At 56.7% G+C, this 20,251-nt stretch carries 16 protein-coding genes; 5 read left to right on the top strand and 11 right to left on the bottom strand.

Translation table 11 applies throughout. The features are described from left to right. The first annotated feature begins 2 nt into the window (after window positions 1-2). Window positions 3-1,112: a transglutaminase domain-containing protein gene (locus tag PK28_RS12620; RefSeq protein WP_044514341.1), complete on the top strand. Its 1,110-nt coding sequence runs from the start codon at window positions 3-5 to the stop codon at window positions 1,110-1,112. 93 nt (window positions 1,113-1,205) lie between these two features. Then, window positions 1,206-1,436 carry a DUF2905 domain-containing protein gene (locus PK28_RS12615; protein WP_044514338.1) on the top strand — a complete coding sequence of 77 codons (231 nt, stop codon included), beginning with the start codon at window positions 1,206-1,208 and terminating at the stop codon, window positions 1,434-1,436. A 3-nt stretch (window positions 1,437-1,439) separates the two neighbouring features. On the opposite strand, the gene PK28_RS19110 is transcribed toward PK28_RS12615, so the two are convergent. From PK28_RS19110 to PK28_RS19105, 3 genes are all read right to left on the bottom strand, one after another. Further along, window positions 1,440-3,272: a prolipoprotein diacylglyceryl transferase family protein gene (locus PK28_RS19110; RefSeq protein WP_048825978.1), complete on the bottom strand. Its 1,833-nt coding sequence runs from the start codon at window positions 3,270-3,272 to the stop codon at window positions 1,440-1,442. A gap of 261 nt (window positions 3,273-3,533) precedes the next feature. Next, window positions 3,534-5,042 carry an SDR family oxidoreductase gene (locus tag PK28_RS12605; protein WP_044514336.1) on the bottom strand — a complete coding sequence of 503 codons (1,509 nt, stop codon included), beginning with the start codon at window positions 5,040-5,042 and terminating at the stop codon, window positions 3,534-3,536. 51 nt (window positions 5,043-5,093) lie between these two features. Next, window positions 5,094-5,711, bottom strand: a complete 618-nt coding sequence (locus PK28_RS19105; RefSeq protein WP_048825975.1) for a sce7726 family protein — start codon at window positions 5,709-5,711, stop codon at window positions 5,094-5,096. Window positions 5,712-6,521: 810 nt separating this feature from the next. Here PK28_RS19105 and PK28_RS12595 point away from each other — a divergent pair. Both PK28_RS12595 and PK28_RS12590 read left to right on the top strand, forming a co-directional pair. Further along, complete coding sequence (locus PK28_RS12595; protein ID WP_156126374.1) at window positions 6,522-7,256, top strand: putative nucleotide-diphospho-sugar transferase; 735 nt, start codon at window positions 6,522-6,524, stop codon at window positions 7,254-7,256. 245 nt (window positions 7,257-7,501) lie between these two features. Then, window positions 7,502-9,154: an ArnT family glycosyltransferase gene (locus PK28_RS12590; protein WP_044514332.1), complete on the top strand. Its 1,653-nt coding sequence runs from the start codon at window positions 7,502-7,504 to the stop codon at window positions 9,152-9,154. Window positions 9,155-9,362: 208 nt separating this feature from the next. Here the strand turns inward: PK28_RS12590 and lysA are convergent, their stop codons facing one another. From lysA to PK28_RS12550, 8 genes are all read right to left on the bottom strand, one after another. After that, a complete protein-coding gene (lysA, locus tag PK28_RS12585) occupies window positions 9,363-10,508 on the bottom strand; it encodes a diaminopimelate decarboxylase (RefSeq protein WP_044514331.1) in 1,146 nt (381 codons plus the stop codon). 217 nt (window positions 10,509-10,725) lie between these two features. Then, a complete protein-coding gene (locus PK28_RS12580; protein ID WP_044514329.1) occupies window positions 10,726-12,063 on the bottom strand; it encodes an aspartate kinase in 1,338 nt (445 codons plus the stop codon). A 467-nt stretch (window positions 12,064-12,530) separates the two neighbouring features. Then, the gene (locus PK28_RS12575; RefSeq protein WP_044514327.1) at window positions 12,531-13,385 is read right to left on the bottom strand and encodes a mechanosensitive ion channel family protein; all 855 of its coding nucleotides are present in this window, start codon (window positions 13,383-13,385) and stop codon (window positions 12,531-12,533) included. Window positions 13,386-13,504: 119 nt separating this feature from the next. Continuing rightward, window positions 13,505-13,915: a hypothetical protein gene (locus PK28_RS12570; RefSeq protein ID WP_044514325.1), complete on the bottom strand. Its 411-nt coding sequence runs from the start codon at window positions 13,913-13,915 to the stop codon at window positions 13,505-13,507. A 387-nt stretch (window positions 13,916-14,302) separates the two neighbouring features. Beyond that, entirely contained in the window at window positions 14,303-16,417 is a 2,115-nt protein-coding gene (locus tag PK28_RS12565) for a glycoside hydrolase family 97 protein (RefSeq protein WP_197070412.1), read from the bottom strand. A 22-nt stretch (window positions 16,418-16,439) separates the two neighbouring features. Further along, entirely contained in the window at window positions 16,440-16,886 is a 447-nt protein-coding gene (locus PK28_RS12560) for a DUF2750 domain-containing protein (protein ID WP_044514321.1), read from the bottom strand. A 103-nt stretch (window positions 16,887-16,989) separates the two neighbouring features. Next, a complete protein-coding gene (locus PK28_RS12555) occupies window positions 16,990-17,952 on the bottom strand; it encodes an MBL fold metallo-hydrolase (RefSeq protein ID WP_044517028.1) in 963 nt (320 codons plus the stop codon). A 19-nt stretch (window positions 17,953-17,971) separates the two neighbouring features. Then, entirely contained in the window at window positions 17,972-18,409 is a 438-nt protein-coding gene (locus PK28_RS12550; RefSeq protein WP_044514319.1) for a GNAT family N-acetyltransferase, read from the bottom strand. A gap of 501 nt (window positions 18,410-18,910) precedes the next feature. Between PK28_RS12550 and PK28_RS12545 the strand changes: the two genes are divergently transcribed. Further along, window positions 18,911-20,086: an MFS transporter gene (locus PK28_RS12545; RefSeq protein ID WP_044514317.1), complete on the top strand. Its 1,176-nt coding sequence runs from the start codon at window positions 18,911-18,913 to the stop codon at window positions 20,084-20,086. Window positions 20,087-20,251: the final 165 nt, after the last annotated feature.

Here is a 20,251-nt window from a genome sequence, read left to right as displayed (position 1 = left end):
GCATGAAACCTCTTTTGCTGTATGGCCTGCTGCTAGCTAGTGGCACTGCCGTTGCGCAATCTGCCACCTATCAGGGGCTGCCCGTCATCAAAGCGCACCAGCCGCAGGCCGACTACCGCCTGGGCCAGGATTGGGTGAAAGGCGAATGGCGCATAGCCCCCGAAACCAGCCCTGACGTGCTACCGCTGACCCTGCACGCAGCCAAAGAATCCGTGGTATTCCGCACCGACCAGGACTCTATTCGCTATACGCTGAAGCCCGGCACTACCCAACGCTTTTACGTTCTGCTCGATGATGGCCGCTACGCACTGACGGAGCTGCGCGCCACCGGCTTTGCCGTGGAGCCGCTGCGCTTTGACAAAGCGCGCCCGGCCGCGCCACTCACAATTCGGTATGAAGCCGGCCAGAATAATACCTTCCTCACCCAGCTGCGCCAACAGTACAACCTGGATGCCGTGGTGCAGGGCGCCCAAAACGACACCGAGCGGGCGCTGCGCCTGCTGCACTGGGTGCATCAGCAATGGGACCACAACGGCAGCAACCAGCCCACTAAAAACGATGCGCTTACCATTCTGGAAGAAGTGAAGCTGGGCAAGCAGTTCCGCTGCGTGGAGTACGGCATTGTAGCCACCTCCTGCCTGAATGCCTACGGGCTGAAGTCGCGGGTGCTGGCCCTGAAAACCAAGGACGTAGAAACCACCGAAAGTGGGGCCGGCCACGTGCTGCTGGAAACCTGGCTGCCCGACCAGCAAAAATGGGTGCTACTGGATGGGCAGTGGGATGTGATGCCCGTGCTGCGCGGTAAGCCGCTGAATGCGGTGGAGTTTCAACAGGCCATTGCCCGTAATTATAAAGACCTGGAAATCAGGAGCCTGTCGGGTGTCAGCAAAAGGGGCTACGTAAACTGGATTGCGCCCTACCTGTACTATCTGGATGTGAAGTTTGACAACCGCGAAGGGCAGGGGCTAGAGCGCACCAAGATAAACGGCAAGGGCAGCCTCATGCTGGTGCCCGCCGGCGCCAAAGAGCCCACCATTTTTCAAGTGAACAATCCTATTAACTACTGCCTGTACACCCGCTCGTTAGAGGCTTTCTACGCCAAACCTGAGTAGTCAGCCGCTAGGCAACGGCCCAATAGCCTTCAGTAGATGCACCCGTTTGGCGCGCCCTGCGTACGAAGCGGGTGCATCTGCTTTTCACCATCTATGTCTCCTCAAATCGGTAAGCTCTTCGTGATGCTTGGTCTGGGCCTGGCGCTGCTGGGTGCTTTTATCTGGCTGGGCGGTGGTAGTGCGCTGAACTGGTTTGGGCGCCTGCCCGGTGATATTCGGGTGGAGCGGCCGGGCTTCCGGTTCTATATGCCGCTGGCTTCTATGCTGCTGGTGAGCTTATTGATCAGCCTGATTATGTGGCTGGTGCGCCGGCTGGGCAGCTAGCCGTTATTGCCCAAAGCGGCGGCTAAGCTGAATGCCCACCTGCCGCTGCTGCCGGTTGCCAAACAACGTAAAGGCCCCCGCGCTCCAGTGCAGATCCACTTGCCCCCGCGCCTCCGCAAATCCCGACCAGCGGGTAGCGCCCGGCATCATATCGTAATCCTTGGACCGGGCACCCCCGGCCAGCAGGCGCCAGCGCGTGCCGCCAAAGCCGGTGCCCAGCCCTATCCGGTGCTGTGGGTTTGCCATGCCATAGCCCAGGTAATTATAATCGGCCTGCGCAAATACAGACTGGCGCGAACCCACACGAGCGGAAAACTGCACATCCAATACACTGAACTCATCGCCGGAATTAATCTTATGGTAGCCCAGGTTGCCGAGAAGCATTCCGACTCCCAAACCGTAATAGCGCCGGTCGCCTTGCCAGTAAGGATTAACGGCGAAGAGAAAAGTGCGCTTTTTGCCGGTGTAAGGGGCATAGAGCGAATCGGTGTAGAGCTGAGTTTGCTGGTCGGCGCCGGCGTGCAGGCGCAGCCCCCAGGTGGTTTCTTCCTTTTGCATCTTGCCCGCCGCATTGAGGACGGGCAGACTGGTATGGGATGCGTCCAGGGTGGCGGTGGTATACTGATGCTGGTACGGCAATAGTGGGCTACTGCCCCCGCAGCCACCATTGATATTCTGCTGCCGCTGAAAGGTACCATGGCTCCAGGCCGCCGACAAAGTGTAGTACTTATTGGGAGCGGTGTGGGCTGAGTCAATGGGAATCTGACTGGTAAGGAGAAATACGGAGCCCGCCAGACCCAGCGGCCAGGCTACGCGGTAGGGGCGTAGGGTCCCAGAGGCACCCAGCAGCAGGGCGCTGCCTTCCATTGCCAGCACGGCCAGCAGCAATGCCTTTACTACCAATATCTCGGGCAGAGTAAGCGCCCACTGGCCCAGCCAGGCGGTGAGAAGCAGCAGGCCGGCCACAGCCAGCAGGTTGCGCACGGAATGATTAACAGGCACCCGCTCGGGCTGGGCCGCCCTGCGAATCAGCAGCGCCCAAATGCCCAGCAGCAGCGGGGCAAGCAGCAGTAGCACCCATTGTACCTGTTTGAGGGCCAGGCCACCGTGCGTCTGAATAGCAGCTCCCACCTGCTCGCCGGCTGGGTTGCGCCAGAACTCGATAAGCAGGCGGCCTGCCAGCAGCAGGCCCAGGTGCAGCAGGCGGCGGCTGCCGCCAGGCCAGGGCCGGTGCCGGGTAACAATCAAAACTACCCCCACCACACCGCAAAGTACCAGAGAATATAATTGCGTAGGGTGCACGGGCAACGAATGGGCGGCCCCGGCAGGAATCAACCCCCGGGAAACCTGCCACAGATACGGCAGGGTATCGGGCGGGTAGGTGAGGCCCCAGCTGCCGTGCGTCAGTTCGCCAAAGCAGCAGCCCGTGAGCGTGCAGCCCACACATTGCACCATAAGCGCCGCGCACATGGGCAGCGTAAAGGCATCAAACACGTGCCAGCTGAACCCAAACGGGCGGCGCAAAAGCAGGAGGGTGAGCGTGCCGGCCATGGCGCCGCCCAACACGGTGCGCGCCTCCGAGTCGGGCCAGTGCCCGGTATGCAGCAGGGCCCGCCACTCCGGTCCGGAAAAGGCCAGTAGCTTGGTACCCAGAATAAACATGAGGGTGGTGCAGGCCAGCAACACCAGCCAGGCGCGTTGCGGATAGCCGCGCCGCCGCCCTTCCCAAACCAATAACCCCAGATTCAGCCCAAAAGCCAGGACATAAAATAGCGTATAGAAGTCAAATTCAGGATGCGCCGGAATGGCCCATTGCAGGGAGTAGATAGGGCTCATAAATAGAATCTCGACAGTGATACAAGGACGTAACCAGCTTGCCAGCGGCCTAAAATCCGGATTGCCGGTTGCTACAAGCGCTAAATCCTGCTATCAAGCCGAATCAATGATAAGGCAGATACGGTTAATTGCTATTCTGAAATTTAGACTCTTCTGACTCTATACAGGTAGGGTGTTTTGATGTAAGTATTTGATTACTTAATAATTATGGGTGATTAATTAGACTTCTATTATTAATCAGCACGCACAGATTTCCAGGGCTTATCCTTTTGCTGACGGGGAAACGCCCACGCCAAGAGCAGCTTTCGGCTTCCTGGCCGGTGCCTCATATTCCACAATATTCTCCACCATGCCTTTGAAGATAATGGCGTGAAACGGCAGCATGGCATACCAGTACAGGCGCCCGGCCAGGCCGTAAGGGCGGAAGGCGGCCAGCTGCTCCAGGGTGTGCGAGCCATCCGGGCTGTCCAGAATGCGGAACTGCAGCCAGGCCTCACCAGGGAGCTTCATTTCGGCGTAGAGCAATAGGCGGCGGCCTTCCTGGTCGGCTACCAGCACGCGCCAGAAATCCAGCGGGTCGCCGGCGCGCAGGTCGGTGGGGGAGCGGCGGCCCCGGCGCAAACCCACGCCGCCGGCCAGCTTGTCCAGCAGGCCGCGCACCTGCCACAGCCAGTCTACCTTGTACCAGCCCCGGTCGCCGCCAATCTGCCAGATGTTGCGGCGTACCTGCTCCGCGTCGCGGGTGAAGCGTAGCGTTTGGCGGTCCTGCTGCATGCCGTGCTGGGGTATCTGAATGTGGTCCATGTAGTTGCGGGGCATCACGCCGCTGCTCAGGGCATCACTCCAGCTGCTGAGTACCTCGTTTTGCTCAATGCGTTGGAAAGCCAGTTGCAACGCTTCGCGGTACGTCATGCAAACGTGCGGCACTACTTCCTGAATGCTGCGCTTAGGGTCTACGATGGTATCGTTCCGCAGGCTTTCTACCAGACTTTGCGCCAGGGAAAACGTGGTGCTGGTAACAAGAAACAGCCACCACGACGACAAACGCGGGGTGAGTACCGGTACCGTGATGATGTAGCGCCGGTAGCCGCGCACTTCGGCCAGACCCAGCAGCATTTGCCGGTACGTCAGCACATCGGGCCCGCCAATATCAAAGCTGCGCCCCAGGCAGGCCTGGTTATCGAGCACGGCCGTGAGGTAGAACATGACGTCCCGAATGCCAATGGGCTGGCAGCGCGAGTTCAGCCAGCGCGGCGTTACCATCACGGGCAGCTTTTCCACCAAATCCCGGATAATCTCAAACGAAGCCGAGCCGGAGCCAATAACAATGCTGGCCCGCAGTACCGTGAGGGCTGCCCGAGCGGTTTTCTTCAGCTCCTTTTCCACGGCCCGGCGGGAGCGAAGGTGGGTGCTCAGGGCTCTATCATTGGCAATGCCGGAGAGGTAGATAATCTGGCGGGCGGTGGTCTGGTTGAGCGCGGCGGCAAAGTTTTCCGCCGACTGCTGTTCGGCCCGGAAAAAATCCTTGGTGTGGCCGCTCATAGAGTGCACCAGGTAGTAGGCAGCATCCAGATCAGCGGGGAAAGTGGCCAGCGTTTCCGGCTTCAATAGGTCGCCTTCTATTACCGTGACGTTATTCTGTTGGGCGGCGGGCAGTTGAAACCGGCGGGCATCCCGCACTAAGCACACCACCTCATGGCCCGCGGCCACCAAAAGTGGCAGCAGGCGCTGACCAATGTAGCCGGTAGCGCCGGTGAGTAGGATTTTCATGGGGCAAGTGCGCAGTTGAACAATAAGCTAACCAGCAAGTGGTTGCATAGTTCAGCGCTGCTTGCGGCGCGTGTGCGTGGGACGGCGGCGCTTGCGGGCACCGCGCTGCGCCCGTTCGGCTTTGCGCTCCGCCCGAATGGCCAGTCGCTCTTCCATGCGGCCCATCAGCCGCTCGCGCACGTGCCGGGCCAGATCAGAGAGCAGCACCAGGCGGGTGGTGCGCAGGAAATTAAGGATTTCGCGGCGGCGCAGGGTGCTTACGCCGGGCAGGCCCTGGGCCAGCAGAAATTGCTTAATTTCTTCAACCCGCAGCAAGCCCGCTACGGCCGGACGCTCCACGGTGGCGTTGTAGCCGGCCGGCCGTACCTCGCGCAGCCCTTCCGCCGATGCCACCAGCACGCCTACCCATTCCGGCACCAGCGGCAGCAGCTTGGGCAGATGCTTTTCAGTGATGACGAACGTGACGAAATCGTAGGCTTTGCTGTAGCAGGGCAGCTGTTTGGCCACGCGCTGCAGGGTATCGGCGTCGCCTTTCAGCTCGTAGCCGTGCATGAAGTGCTCCGTAATGTGCACCACATCGGCGCGGGTGGTGCCGGTGGGCAGCTCATCCACGTACAGTCCGCCCTGCAGAAGCGGGTATAATAAGGCGCGTATTTCGGGGTCGTTCAAGAGACAGATTCCTATAATTAAATTAGTTGTATATTCTTATGGAGGGTTGGTGCACGGGTAAAGATAGCTGGGCTCTTTTACGACTGGCCACGGACGAATTCGTGCAGGGTCATGCCCAGGCCTAGCAGGGTCTTCAAACATTTGGCGTAGTTATAAGCTAGCAAAAAGGCTTGTAAGTATTCCTTGATTTCGTCTGTACTCTAGAGGGACTCAGTTAATTGGTTAAGTTAGTTTTATGAACGCAGACCGCACGTTGTTGACCAATACAATGAGGAAGGAGTCTCGATCTGCTCTTCTTCAAAATTGACGTGCAAATAGCGGAAGGGATAATCCTTATTTCTTTATCGGCTGGCTTTGCCCTCTTCGTTCAGAGACAAGCAGCGGTGCAGCACCGGACGCTGGAGTTGCGGAATCGTAGCTTGCAGGGCGTACAAGCAGTCATTCCGGGAAGAGAGTATGGCGCCGATAGGCTACGGTCATAGCTTCTTCTTCGGACGTGAGCACCGTCGAGGCCGGTGGGACCCAGCCGGGCTACTTGGACTGTAGGGCGTTTGCGCCATTTGGCCACTGTTTTTGGGTTGATGCCTTAACGGATGACCAGTGCTTGCAGCTTCTCTGACTATGCTGGATAGCGCGCCGTACGGCCGCTGTTACATTGGCACTGCCGTGGATTATCTGTCCTGTAAAGTTGTGCGAAATACCAGCCTAAAAAATACACTGCTATATACTGGGACTATAGAACTAAAACTTTAAAATACACGTCACGTATGGTATACTTTGCAGATCTTTGCACTAAACAAACACACCTCTTTGAATAAAATTTACACTTCTAAAATAATGAAGATTGAGAAGACGTTCGTTTTTAGCATCGCCTTAGGGGGGTATGCTTTGCTGTTTCGCAAGTGCATTAATTCCCATAAGGAATATTGCCAAAAATATGGATATGAGTACAAAATCATTGACAAATCAAAAGAGGATTTGACTCCTTCTGCCGCGGCATGGTTAAAAATCGTAATGATTATTAATGCTCTGGAGAGTGGGTACGAATCTGTATTTTTCATAGATGCTGATTGCTTGGTTAGGTCACATACACCTCCGGTTGAGGATGTCTTTACCGAAGGCCAAAGCATCTATATGGCGAATGGTCATTCCGGTCGCCTTAACTCAGGAATAATCATCGTGAAGAATACTCCTGAAGCTTTGGATTTTTTTAAAAATGTGTTGAATAACTGTGAAAAACCCGTTCCGGATGAGGATTTTGCTATCTACGAAAACGGACATATGATTCATTATGGTAAAACGAACCCTGCGGTTGGAGTTATACCTTATGAGCTGTGGAACAACACTGTAGCAATAGATGAGAGAAGCTATATTCAGCATTATAGTGGAGGAGGACTCCGAATTACTTATTTGGACGAAAACAATTTGCGGTGGTTTAATCGATGCCTTATTATGTTTAAAAAAATAAATAAACCAAAGCTTAAAGTGGCGCTGAAACAGCGTATGATTGAGTTGAAAAATGATTATTCCTTATCATTAAACTAAGTTCAATCTGCCTGAAAATAATTTGACATACAATATATTATAAAAAATGGCCAGCGCTTCATTATGAAGTGCTGGCCATTTTTTATAATATATTGTATGTCAAATTATAATATACTAATATATTTATTTGAAAAGTTATTGTGCCTGATTTAAATATTAATTATTTTAAATATTATATTTTTCTATTGTGAATTAATAAACACTACGGCAGTATCTTCGCCGAAGTCCGTTTTTTTATTTGCGTTATGCCGCTGTCCATTACTTCTCGCACCTGGCTCTGGTTGTTTCTGGCCGCCCTTGGGCTGTCGTTTCTGATTGGCCTGGGCGCGTGGGGGCCGCTGGAAAGCAGCGAGGCCCGCTACGCCGAAATTGGCCGCGAAATGCTGGTGGGGCAGGACTGGCTACACCCGCGCCTGCTGGGAATTCAGCATTTTCATAAGCCCCCGCTCACGTACTGGCTTACGGCCGCCGGCTTGGGCTTATTCGGTGAAAACACGCTGGGCGTGCGGGTGCTGCCGGTGCTGGCCGTGCTGCTGCAGGTGCTGCTGGTGTACGGCCTGGGCCTCCTGCTTTTTCAGCAGGACCGCGCCCGCGCGCTGGCGGCGGCCGTGGTGTACGGCACGCTGCCCGTGGTGCTCATCTCGGCCCTCAACGTGACGACGGATGCCTATCTGGCCACGCTGGAGCTGGCCTCCGCCTACGGTATTCTGCGCTACTACCACCGGGGCGGGGCGCGGTGGCTGTATCTGTTCTGGTTAGGTTTGGGGCTGGCCTTTCTCACCAAGGGTCCGGTAGGTTTCATTCTACCGCTGATGGTAGTTATCGGGCATTATTTCAAACAGAAACAGTCCCGGCAGCCCTTCACGCGGCATCATGCTATAGGGATACTCGCTTTTTTGCTGGTGGGTCTAAGCTGGTATCTGTATCTGATGGCCGAAAACCCGGCTTTCCTGCGCTATTTCCTGTTCGAGCATACGGTGGAGCGTTTCGCCAATGCGGCCACTTTCAACCGGGCCAAGCCGTGGTGGTTTTATCTGCTGCTGGCCCCGGCCACCAGCCTGCCCTGGTCAGTAGCCTTGATTACGCAGGCCGTGCGCACGCGCTGGAGTACCGTGCCGCAGCAGTGGCGCAACGTGCTCATTTTCTGGGTGGTGGTGCCGTTGTTGTTTTTCTCGATTTCAAAGTCCAAGCTGCTGCTCTACGTGCTGCCGGTGTTCCCGGGTATGGCTTTGCTCACGGTGCATTACCTCGGCCGCCTGACGGATGGCGTGCTGCACCGCTGGTACGTGGGCTTTCTGGCGTTCTGGGGCTTACTGCTGGGGACGCTGTGCCTGCTGCCCATTCTAGGACTGGATGCCCGCCTCCCGGTGGAGGCCGGTATGCTCACGGCGGGTATGGCGGCCGGTGGCATTGTCCTGCTGGTGTTGCTGCTGAATTTCTGGGACGAGATACGTGTGGTACCGCGCCTGTTGGTAGCCGCTGGCTTGTTCACTATCACGCTGCTGCTGGCCGCTAAACCGCTGTTGCAGCAGAACGAGCTGGCCTTCAACGGCAGCCGCCCGCTGGCAGAATTCCTACGCCACCAGCAACTGCAGCAGCGCCAAGTGCTGGTATACAATGAGCTGCTGCCGTCGCTGGCGTTTGAGTCGGGCAAGATTCCGGTGTCTCTTTTCGATGGCAACCACGCCCTGAGCCGGGAAACGCAGTTCGAGCCGAATGACACCTGGAAACGCACCCTCATCAACCTGCAAAACCCGCAGGAAGAACCCTATTTAGGTAGCCTGCTCCTGCGCCAGCCCGTGCTGCTGGTGAAAGGCGAATTGCCCGCCGAAAGGCAATGGATGCTCCGCTATTTCAAGCAGCAGGATAAGCTGGGGAAGTGGACCGTGTGGTGGTAGTTGGCAGTGAGATAGTGAGATGGTGAATTTGTCATTGCGAGGAACGAAGCAATCCGTCCTCTAAAAAGCACTGAATTTTCTTTTACCACAAAGCCCTTGATGTATGGTACATCAAGGGCTTTTCACTTCTCAAGGCATTCTGCGTTTCTGAGGACGGATTGCTTCGTTCCTTGCAATGACAGATGGCTTCTTCACTATCTCATCGTTTCTATAAAGAATACACCGCCTCCACCTTTTCCCGCAGGTTGTAGCCCGATGACATCACCTCGCCGTAGGCCCCGGCGGAGCGGATAACCACAACATCCCCACGCTTTGTCTCGGGCAGCAGCACCTGCCGGCCAAAGGTATCCGACGACTCGCAAATGGGGCCCACTACATCATACGGCTGGGCCGGGCCCTGGCTGGTGAGGTTCTGGATAGCGTGGTAGCTGCCGTACAAAGCCGGGCGAATCAGCTCCGTCATGCCCGCATCCAGAATGGCAAAATTGGTTTGCTGGCTGCGCTTCACGAAGAGTACTTTGCTGACCAGCGAGCCGCATTGCGCCACTACGGAGCGGCCCAGCTCTACGTGCACCTGCTGGTTGGGGCGGCGCACGAGATACTTTTCAAAAACCCGAAAATACCGCTCAAACTCCGGAATGGGGTTGGTGTCGGGGGCGTGGTAATCGATGCCGAGGCCGCCGCCCACGTTGAGGTGGGGGAGAAAGTGGCCCCGGTCTTCCAGCCAGGTTTGCAGCTCATTCAGCTTGTGGCTGAGCTTCTCGAACACCGTGAGGTTGGTAATCTGGGAGCCGATGTGGGTGTGCAGGCCAATCAGCTCCAGGTTCGTCAGAGTTTCAAACTGGTCGATTACGCCGGGTAAATCAGAGATATTGATGCCGAACTTGTTGGCATCCAGCCCGGTGGTAATGTGCGGGTGCGTGTAGGCATCCACATTGGGGTTGATGCGCAGGGCCACGCGGGCCTTGCGGTTTTGCGCGCCGGCCAGTTCATTCAGCACTGCCAGCTCCTCCACCGATTCGGCATTGAAGCACCAGATATCCGCCGCCAGCGCCAGGTTCATTTCCGCATCTGATTTGCCCACGCCGGCAAATACAATGTGGTCGGGCTTGAAGCCGGCGGAGAGGGCGCGCTGCACCTCGTTGCCGCTCACGCAGTCGGCGCCCAGGCCGTGCTCCCGGATGTGGGCCAGCAGTGGGCCGTTGGTGTTGGCTTTCAGGGCGTAGTGCACCTGAAAGCCGCGCGGCCGGGCGGCGCGCTGCAGCGCCTCCAGCGTCTGGTCCAGCAGCGCGAGGTCGTAGTAGTAAAAAGGAGTGGAGCGGTCGAGGACGCCCGCGGGCAAGGTGAAAGCCATGGGTGCAATAGAGGCAAGGAGGCCGACGTCAGGGCTATTTCCTGACGCTGGTAAGACAGGTTAAATCAGCGAGAAGCAGGGCTAAACTTATAATTGGAACTTGTCATGTCGAGCGAAGTCGAGACATCTCGCGTGCGGTCGTTGTGGGAGTAATTATTGGTTACCACACTAGCAAGATGTCTCGACTCCGCTCGACAGGACGAAGCCCCAACACGCTCTATGCTACGGCCTCGGCTTTGCGGCGGAACAGGCCTTCGTTCAGCGCCGTGAGGGCCCGCACTTTATCCGGCGTGTTAATCAGGATGCTGATGTTGTTGGGTGAGCCGCCGTAGCTGATCATGCGCAGCGGAATGTCCTGCAGGGCCTCAAATACCTTAAATGCGGCGCCGTGGTTTTCCTGAATGAGGTTGCCCACCAGACAAATAATCGTCTGATTTTCATCGGTTTCCACGGTGCCAAAGCCGCGCAGCTCTTCCAGTATTTCGGGCAGGTGCGTGGAGTCGTCGATAGTGAGCGACACAGCCACTTCCGAGGTGGTAATCATATCAATGGGGGTGCGGAACCGCTCAAACACCTCGAACAGACGGCGCAGGAAACCGTGGGCCAGCAGCATGCGGCTGCTACGCACTTTAATGGCCACCAGACCATCCTTCGCGGCTACGGCTTTAATGGCTTCCGAGCCGGTTTTGGCCGAAATAAGCGTGCCGGGCGCCTCAGGTTGCAGGGTGTTCAGCAAACGCACCGGAATGCCGTGCTGGCGGGCCGGCAAAATGGAGCTGGGGTGCAGAATCTTCGCCCCGAAATACGCCAGCTCGGCGGCTTCATCAAACGACAGCTCCCGGATAGGATACGTGTCCTTCACCACGCGCGGGTCGTTGTTGTGCAGGCCGTCGATGTCGGTCCAGATCTGGATTTCCGCCACGCGGGCCGCGGCGCCAATCAGGGAAGCCGAGTAGTCGGAACCGCCGCGCTTGAGGTTGTCAATGAGGCCCTGCGCGTTGCGACAGATATAGCCCTGCGTGATGAACAGCTTCTGGCCGGGATGCTCGGCCAGCAGCTGCGTGAGGTGCTCCTGAATGTAGTCGGCGTCGGGCTCCTCGTCTTTGTCCAAGCGCATGAAGTCCAGGGCGGGCAGCAGCACAGCCTCGCGGCCCAGAATATCCGTCACGTAGCGGTGGAAAAGCTGGGTGCTCAGCAGCTCGCCCTGGGCCAGAATCAGCCGCTCGCCCACGGGCGTGAGGGGGTTGCGCATCAGGTCAAAGATGGCCCGAAAGCAGCTGTCCAGCTGGCTAATGGTGGCCGCGGCCACCTCGGCCTGGGGCAGCAGCTCGCGGGCTACCATCAGGTAGTGCTGGCGCAGAATTTCCGTCTGGGCCGTAGCAGCCGTCACCTCGCCATCATAGAGCAGCCGCGCCACCGTAACCAGCGCGTTGGTAGTACCCGACATGGCCGACAGCACCACAATGCGCGGCTCCTCAGCGTGAATCAACTCCGCTACGGTGCGCATCCGCTCCGCCGTTCCGACGGACGTACCGCCAAACTTTAAAACTTTCATATGCTATTCAGGTGTGCTTATTCAGGTACGAAGGAAAGGCCGGTGAGTGCAAAAAAAAGCGCCGGTCTGGGAAGACCGGCGCGTGTAGTTCAAGGCTGAAAGTTTCGAACAGGGGCGACGGTCATGCCAGGAGGCATTTCTTATGTTTTTTGACCATCTTCTTTGCTGCTGAAGCGCCCGCGCCCACACCCCCGGCAGCAGCCAGCGGCAAAGTATTAGAAATAGGACGAAGCACGGTAACAGACATCAGTAGCTATGTAAACTCTCTGGCAGGGAGAGTAGTAGTTCGGGGCAAAAATAAGGCATTGACAAGAAATTCGATGCTTTACTGGTAAAAATTTATTTAAGCGCCGGCTTGCTTAGTAAATGTATATTGGATTTAATATAGTTGCTGCTGGCCTAAATGTGGTAGTGGGCAGGCCGGGCCATTGCCGCCCGGTTTTTCAATAGCAGCCGCATTTGGTTCATTACTGCGCGTTTGCCTGCTCCGGAATGCCCAGGAGGTGGGGCGGTAGCTGCAGGTTTGGGCCGTTGGCCTGCAGGCTTTCTTTTACCCGGTTCATCACGCGGCTTCGCAGTTCCTGCACACCGCGGCGGTAGTCGGCGGTATCTGTCCAGAAATAAACTTTCACCTGAACGGCGGTACCCGAAAACTCATCGATAACGGCAAACGGCTCGCGGCCTGCCACCTTGCTGGCTTCCGGCTCCTGCCGCACCTGCTCCAGCATCAGAGCAATGGCCGCGTCCGCGTCCTTGTCGTTCTGAATGGACACTATAAACTCCTGCCTAATGAAACCCGTGCGGGTGAAATTGATGAGCGGCTCCTTGAGCACAATGGAGTTGGGAATGGTAATGTCACGCCCATCAAAGGTGAGTATTTCCGTGGAGCGCAGGTTGAGCTTGGTTACGCTCCCAAACAACTCTTTAATCTGAATGGAGTCATGGATGCGGAAAGGGCGGTTAAAGGCCAGGATGATGCCGGCCAGAAAGTTCTCGGCAATATCCTTGAAGGCAAACCCCACAATGAAAGCCGATACGCCGGCTGCCCCCAGCAGGCCGCCTACAATGCGGGAAAATCCCAGAATATTGAGGGCCACTACGGCACCCAGGCCCACCAGCAGCCAACGACCCACTTCTGTCAGAAAGTCAGTCAGCAGTGGGTCGTCGGCACGGGTGGCAAACTTGGCCGCCAGCCAGGAGCGCAGCCGTCCGCCCCCCACCACGGTGGCCGCCAGCACTACGGCCGCAATCAGCAGGCGGGGCAATAAATAAAGAAACTGCATCCAGTAGGAGTGCAGCACATCCGTAAACTCTTGAAACATAATCGGGAAAATGCAATGATCTTCCTTGGTTTACGAAAGCCTACGGCCGGGGTTAAGCTGAATGGAGTTGGCCAGGGGGATTTTATGGGTGCACCCATGGCCCTTTTCCACAGACAGCTCTATTTGATTTTCTGGTCCAGAAAAGCATAGTTCCGGGCAAGCAGCGCTTCCAGACACGCTACTGCATCCTGCCGGGTTTGGCCCGTTTTGTCGGTCACGTACGCCTTGTCCATTTCAGAAAACAACCCAAAAAAGTAAGAGCGCCGCTTGGGACGGATGTAAAAAATATAATACTCGTACTCATCGGGCATGCCGGCAACTGAAATGGATACGATGTGGTGGGTTTCGATATGCTCGATATCCAGGTAAGGGGAAGAGTGGATTTCCCGCCCATTGGGAGCTTCCATCTGCCGCAGAAAATCGGCCCATGGTACTTTATCGAAAGCATCGATAACCTGATCCGCGGGAAGCTCACCAAGCTCCATAACATCAGGGTCAAAAGGGTTGCCGAAAGATGCGCGAAAGGCCATATAAAGTGAGGGTAATATGGGAGCAAAGACGCTGACTACGTAGCCGCATTTAAGCAGGCGGCTTTCTGATTGCCCACTGAAGCCAGGAGGTGGTAGTAAGTAAAACGGTTATGCAGAAGCGCAGTTGAAGCCTCTCGCGTGCTGATGTTACCGCACTATGTGTGTCATCCTGAGCGTGCGAAGGACCTTATCCCGTCTGCCCGATTCGCAAAACAACGACTCGTTTTAGCGGAATAAGGTCCTTCGCACGCTCAGGATGACAAGCGGAGCGAGAGAGGCTTTGGCTGGCTCAGGGCGCCATATACTCAGCAAGACAGTCACCATCACAACATCAGTACGCGAGAGGCTTCACTGCCGCACTGCATGTCGTTGCGTTACCAGGGGGTACTACTTCTCCACCGACTTAATACTGACCGCCGTGCCGCCACCCGCGGCCATTTGGAGCTTCAGCGCTGATTTGCTGTTCACCTTCAGCTTCCGAATCTGGTAGGCCATGGGGTTTTTGTCCCAGGAAGCGCCTTTGCCGTCGGCGTAGATGGTGGCTTCGTAGCGCTGGCCGGGCTTCAGGAAGTCCAACTTCACGGTTTGGGTGCGGGCGTTTTCGTCGGTGATGGCGCCGAGGTACCACTCGTCTTTGCCTTTGGCCTGGCGGGCTATGGTGAGGTAGTCGCCGGGCTCGGCGGCCAGGATGCGGGTGTCGTCCCAATCCACGGGCACGTCTTTAATGAACTGGAAAGCATCCAGGTGCTTTTCGTAGGCTTCGGGCAGGTCGGCGGCCATTTGCAGGGGGCTGTACATAGTTACGTACAGGGCCAGCTGCTTGGTGAGAGTGGTGTGCACCTGCCGGCCTTTGTTGCGCTCGGGGTTCCAGCTTTCCAGCTGAATCTGGAAGATGCCGGGCGTGTAGTCCATGGGGCCGCCCATGAGGCGGGTGAAGGGCAGAATGGTTTCGTGCTCGGGCGGGTTGCCCTCGCTCCAGGCGTTGAACTCGTTGCCGCGGGCAGCCTCATTAGCCAGCCAGTTGGGGTAGGTGCGGTGCATACCCGTAGGCCGCACCGATTCGTGCATGTCCACCATAATCTGCTGGCGGGCCATGTGGTCGGCGGTGCGGTTGTAGTGGTTTACCATCCACTGGCCATCGTGGTGCTCTCCGCGCGGGATAATGCGGCCCACGTAGCCGGTTTTCACGGCATCGTAGCCATTTGCTTTCATGAAGCGAAACGCCTCGTCCTGGCGACGCTCATAGTTGGTCACGGAGCCGGAGGTTTCGTGGTGCATAATGAGCTTAATGCCCTTGCTGGCGGCATATTGCTGCAGCTCCGCCACATTGAAATCGGGGTAGGGGGTCACGAAGTCGAACACCTCTTCTTTCCAGTTTCCGGCCCAGTCTTCCCAGCCCACGTTCCAGCCTTCTACCAGCACACTCTGCAGGCCGTGTTTGGCAGCAAAATCGATGTAGCGCTTCACGTTGGCGGTGTTGGCGCCGTGGTGGCCGTTGGGCTTCAGCTGGCTCCAGTTGGTGTCGGCCAGCTTGAGGTTGCCGGTATCGGAGTAGTTCCAGCTGGATTTGTTCACGTGCATTTCCCACCACACGCCTACCATTTTCTGGGGCTTAATCCAGTCCGTGTCGGTGAGTTTGGTGGGCTCGTTCAGGTTCAGGATGAGCTTGCTGGCCAGCACTTCGGGCGCTTTGTCGCTCACCACAATGGTGCGCCAGGGCGTGTGCTCGGGCGTTTGCAGGTAGGCGGCAGCACCCGTAACGCTGGGTACCAGGGTGCTTGTTAGACCGAAGGTCTGCCGGTTTACGGTCAGCATCATGGCCGGGTAGTTCACCAGCGCGGCCTCGTGAATGTTGAGGTACAACCCGTCGTCAGCCTTCATCATGAGGGGCGTCTGCACGCGGTCCGCCGCAGATTTTTCCTGGATGGGCGTAATGGCGGCGGCATCTATCTCGCTCAGACGGGTGGTTTTATAGGCGTACTCGTTGGAGTCGTAGTCGCCGGGAATCCAGAAGGTTTTGTGGTTGCCGCTGAGGTTGAACTCCGTTTTCTCCTGCTGCACCGTGAAGTAGGTGAGGCCGGGCTGCTCGGGAAACTCGTAGCGGAAGCCCAGGCCGTCATCATAGAGGCGGAAGCGCACCACCATGCGGTGCCCGTTTTGGCCCGACTGCGCCAGCGTGACGGCCAGCTCTTTGTAGTGGTTGCGGATCTGCTTCACCTCGCCCCACACCGGCGTCCAGGTATCGTCGTGCTGACTGGAATCCGTTTGGGCAATGGTAAAGCCCTGGTCCATGCCCGGCTGGCCCTGCAGCAGCATGCCCAGCTTGCTGGGCTTCAGCACGGGCTTCGTGCCGAATAGCAGCTGGTAAGTCGGCTCCCCGCTCGGGCTCAGGCGGAAGTTCAGCGTGAGCTTGTTGGAAGGGGAGTGGACGGTTTGGGCCTGGGCGAAATAGCCGCTTAACGCTAATAGCGTTACAGGCAGCAAAGATTTAACAGATATCATTCTCTTCATATATAGCCTAGGCTTAGGATTTGCTTAAGATTTGTTGAATCTGTTCTTTAAAGTCTTCAGAACTTTCATACTTGCTCAACTTCAGCGGTTTTTTATATTTATTCATTTTCGAAATGATATCAAGGATTAGTTGCAAGGGTTCAATTTCCTTGCAGAACATGTTGGAATCCATGTTGGTACCTATTAATCCGTTGTCAATATGAATTCCAACGCACCAGTTTTCAAGAAACTCTACTAGTGGTATTTCGGCTGGAGTATAATCCGACCACTCATTTTTAGCGCATGCAGCCGCATATGCCCTATCAGACCAAAAGGGTATCAACTCTGTGTTATCAAACTCATTGGATTCGGAAATAGCCCAACCATTGAGGCTTTTTAATCCCCATACAATCTCAGAAACACAGATTCTATCAATGAATTTTTGATGTTTGGCATCTACAGTTGCAGCGTCCTGAATCATATTAAAAAGTGTTTGCGTTTTTTGCTTCCATCCTGTTACTGCGGCCGGTTTTGTTTGAGCACTAGCAGTCGTAAAATTCCTCGGTGCAGCACTGAACAAAAAGCTAAAACTCCAGCCGCTCCCCCTGCTCCGGAAATACAAACTTCACCTGCAGCTTATTAGCGTCATTCAACTGCTTCTTAATGGCCGCTTCATTGCCCGCCGTAGGCTTAATGTGGGTAATAACAACCGGAAAACCCCGCAACGCTTCCGCGCCGGTAAGCTGTCCAAGCTCTGCCAGCTCCTGCAGCAGTAAAGCAGGCGTCAGGTGGCCAAAAAGCTGGTTGGCGGGCTGTTCATTCGGGTAAGAAACCTCTATGAAAATAGCTTTGAGCTGGCGGGAAACCACCAGCGGCTGAATGGCTTGCCAAAGCGCCCGCAAGTTGTGGGTTTTTTCCTGCTTATCGGCGCCCGTATCACCCAGGTACAACAGGTAGCTGTTCTGGCTTTTCAGCAAAAAGGCCGCGCTCTGGTGCGGGGCAGCGTGGCTTAAGGGGAAAGCCCGCATGCTCATGCCGGTGCCGGCCACGGCGGTTTCCTGGCCGGTTGTCAGCCGTTGGTACTGGTATTTGCTCAGGGCTGGTTGGGTGCCCTCGTTCCCGAAATTCGGCCAGGCCTGCCAGTTGAAATAGCTGGCTTGCAGCGCGGCAATGCACTCCGGCAGGGCATAAATAGGCTTGGCGGCATCATCGGGGGCATGGAGCAGCAGGCCGGCCACATGGTCGAGGTGGGCGTGGGAGAGCAGGTAGGCGCGGATGTATTGCCGTAGTATGGTATCAGGGGTAGTAGAGAAGACCTTGTTGGCAATGGCTTTTTCAATGCCCAGCTGCAGGCTGCCCGCATCCAGGCAGGCGTAGGCGTTAGAGCCCGCCGGAGCCACCAGATAGGCGGAGAGGTTACTTTCGTCGAGGCCACCTTTCACGCCCAGCGGCACTACGGAAAAAGCAGGCTGCTTACCTGATTGGGCCCGAGCCTGATGGACGGAAAAAGACAGCAGCAGAAAGAGAATCCGGGCTGAAAAACGCATAACGGGTTTCACAAGCATCTTACAAGATATGGCTTGGCCAGGCGCACATCTCAAACCGCACCTCACCACTCCTAGTGCGGCCGGTTTCCTGCCAGCCCTGGCGGCGGTAGAATTCCTCGGCGCGGGTGCTGGGCGCGGTGCTGAGCCACACGGTTTCGGTGGTCTGGCGGAAATACCAGTCCAGCATGAGCTGGTGCAGCTGTTTGCCAATGCCCCGGCCGTCAAAATCGGGATGCACGAACAAGGCCCAGATGTTGTGGTCCTGTAAATCAGCAATGGCAAAACCAACTACCTGGTTTTCTACCGCACACACCCAGCCCTGGCCACGCTGCGTGAGGTACTCCACATAGTGCGGGGCCGTTACCCGGGTAGGGTCTGAAAGCCGGTTTTCGCGCACTGCCAGCCGCACTACCATCATCTGCGGAATATCATCGACCTGCGCTTCTCGGAAAATCATGGCTGCTGAGGGTAAATTGGCGCCCTAAGTTGAGATGATGATGAGCGGGATGCAAATGTGCCGTTGCAAAACCCCGGAACGTCATGCAGAGCTGCCGCGAAGCATCTCGCGTGCTGACTCTGTTAGGAGCAACTCAGCATAAAATGAACCGGCCATGCTGAGCCTGCCGAACCGAAGGTCAGCGGAGCTAAGCATCTCTACCGCTTCCCCTGTCATCCTGAGCCTGCGAAGGACCTTCTCACCAAAGAACGACCAGCATAACAACAACTCGTTTCGACGTGAGAGGGTCCTTCGCAGGCTCAGGATGACAGGTACTGTGATAAGACCACGCGCGAGCTGTCTTGATCCGTTGCTTGAGTTCCAGAATGCTCGACATGACGGGCTTCCCTGACAGCAACTTCACCACACAACCCGCGCCGCACTTCCTCGTACCTTGCAGCTGTTTTTCTAACATCAGAGGCGCTTCGCTAAAATTCCCACGGCCTTGCATCCTCGTATTGTATGACAACTCCTCAACGGAGCCGCGCTGCTGTAAGCGCGCTATTTTTTCTTAGTGGCCTGTGCTTTGCCAGCTGGGCCTCCCGCATTCCGGATATTCGCTTACATCTGGGTCTGTCCGAAGGGCAGTTGGGTCAATTGCTTTTGGCTATGCCGGTAGGCTCGGTGGCCGCTTTGCCACTGGCAGGCTGGCTGGTAGATACCTACGGCAGCCGACGGGTAGTGCAAATTGCGGCGGCCATGTATGCCCTGGCCCTGCCGCTGCTGGGCTGGGCTCCCACCGCCTGGACGCTGGCCGCCGGCCTGGTGCTGTTCGGCAGCGGCGGCAACCTGCTGAATATCTCCGTGAATGCCCAGGCCCTGGAAGTCCAGAAAGGCTACGGCGAGAAAGTCATTATGGGCTCGTTCCACGGCATCTGGAGCCTGGCGGGTTTTGTAGGGGGCGTGGTAGGCGCGTGGCTGGTGGGCTGGCAGCAAACGCCGCTGGTGCATTTCATGGGCATTAGCGCCGCGCTGCTGCTTCTGCTGCTGGTGGTGCGGGGCAGCTTGCCACAGTCCACGGCGCACGCGGCGGGTTCCGGCCTGGTGTTGCGCATGCCCGATGGCTACCTTTTGCGGTTGGGCCTTATTGCCTTGTTTGGCTTGCTTTGCGAAGGCTGCATGTTTGACTGGAGCGGGGTGTACTTCCAGCAGGTGGTGCACGCCGATAAAGCCTGGGTTACCAGCGGCTACGTGGCCTTTATGAGCACCATGGCCCTCGGCCGCTTCGGCTCCGACTTCCTCACCAGCCACCTGGGCGTGGCGCGGGTACTGCAGCTCAGCAGCGCGCTTATCTGCCTGGGTTTGCTCATGGCGGTGCTGTTGCCTGGTCTGCCCACGGCGCTGCTGGGCTTTCTGCTGGTAGGGTTTGGCACCTCGTCGGTTATTCCCCTCACGTACAGTGCCGCCGGGCGGGTAAAGGGCATGTCGCCGGGCATAGCGCTGGCGCTGGTATCAACGGTGGGGTTCTTTGGTTTTCTGGCCGGCCCACCTCTAATTGGATTGCTGGCGCAGGTTTCCAGCCTGCGGCTTTCCTTTGCTTTTGTGGCTTTGATGGGCGCTGTCATCGGCCTGCTCACCATTGGCATGACCAATAGCAAGGAAGTGCTGGAGCCGGTACCGCTGCCGTTGGAAGGGTAAATTCCAACGGTTTGTCATCCTGAGCACAGCGAAGGACCTGCCTCGTCTTTGTAGAACGCTCAACTAAATGTAAAGCCCTTTTCCGGTTGCGCGGCGAAGGGCTTTGTGCATTGAATACGCTTCTGTGGACTATTTGAGGCAGGTCCTTCGCTGTGCTCAGGATGA

It is taken from the genome of Hymenobacter sp. DG25B (assembly GCF_000801315.1).
Classification (GTDB): Bacteria; Bacteroidota; Bacteroidia; order Cytophagales; family Hymenobacteraceae; genus Hymenobacter.
This window is presented reverse-complemented; position numbering and strand designations above follow the sequence as displayed.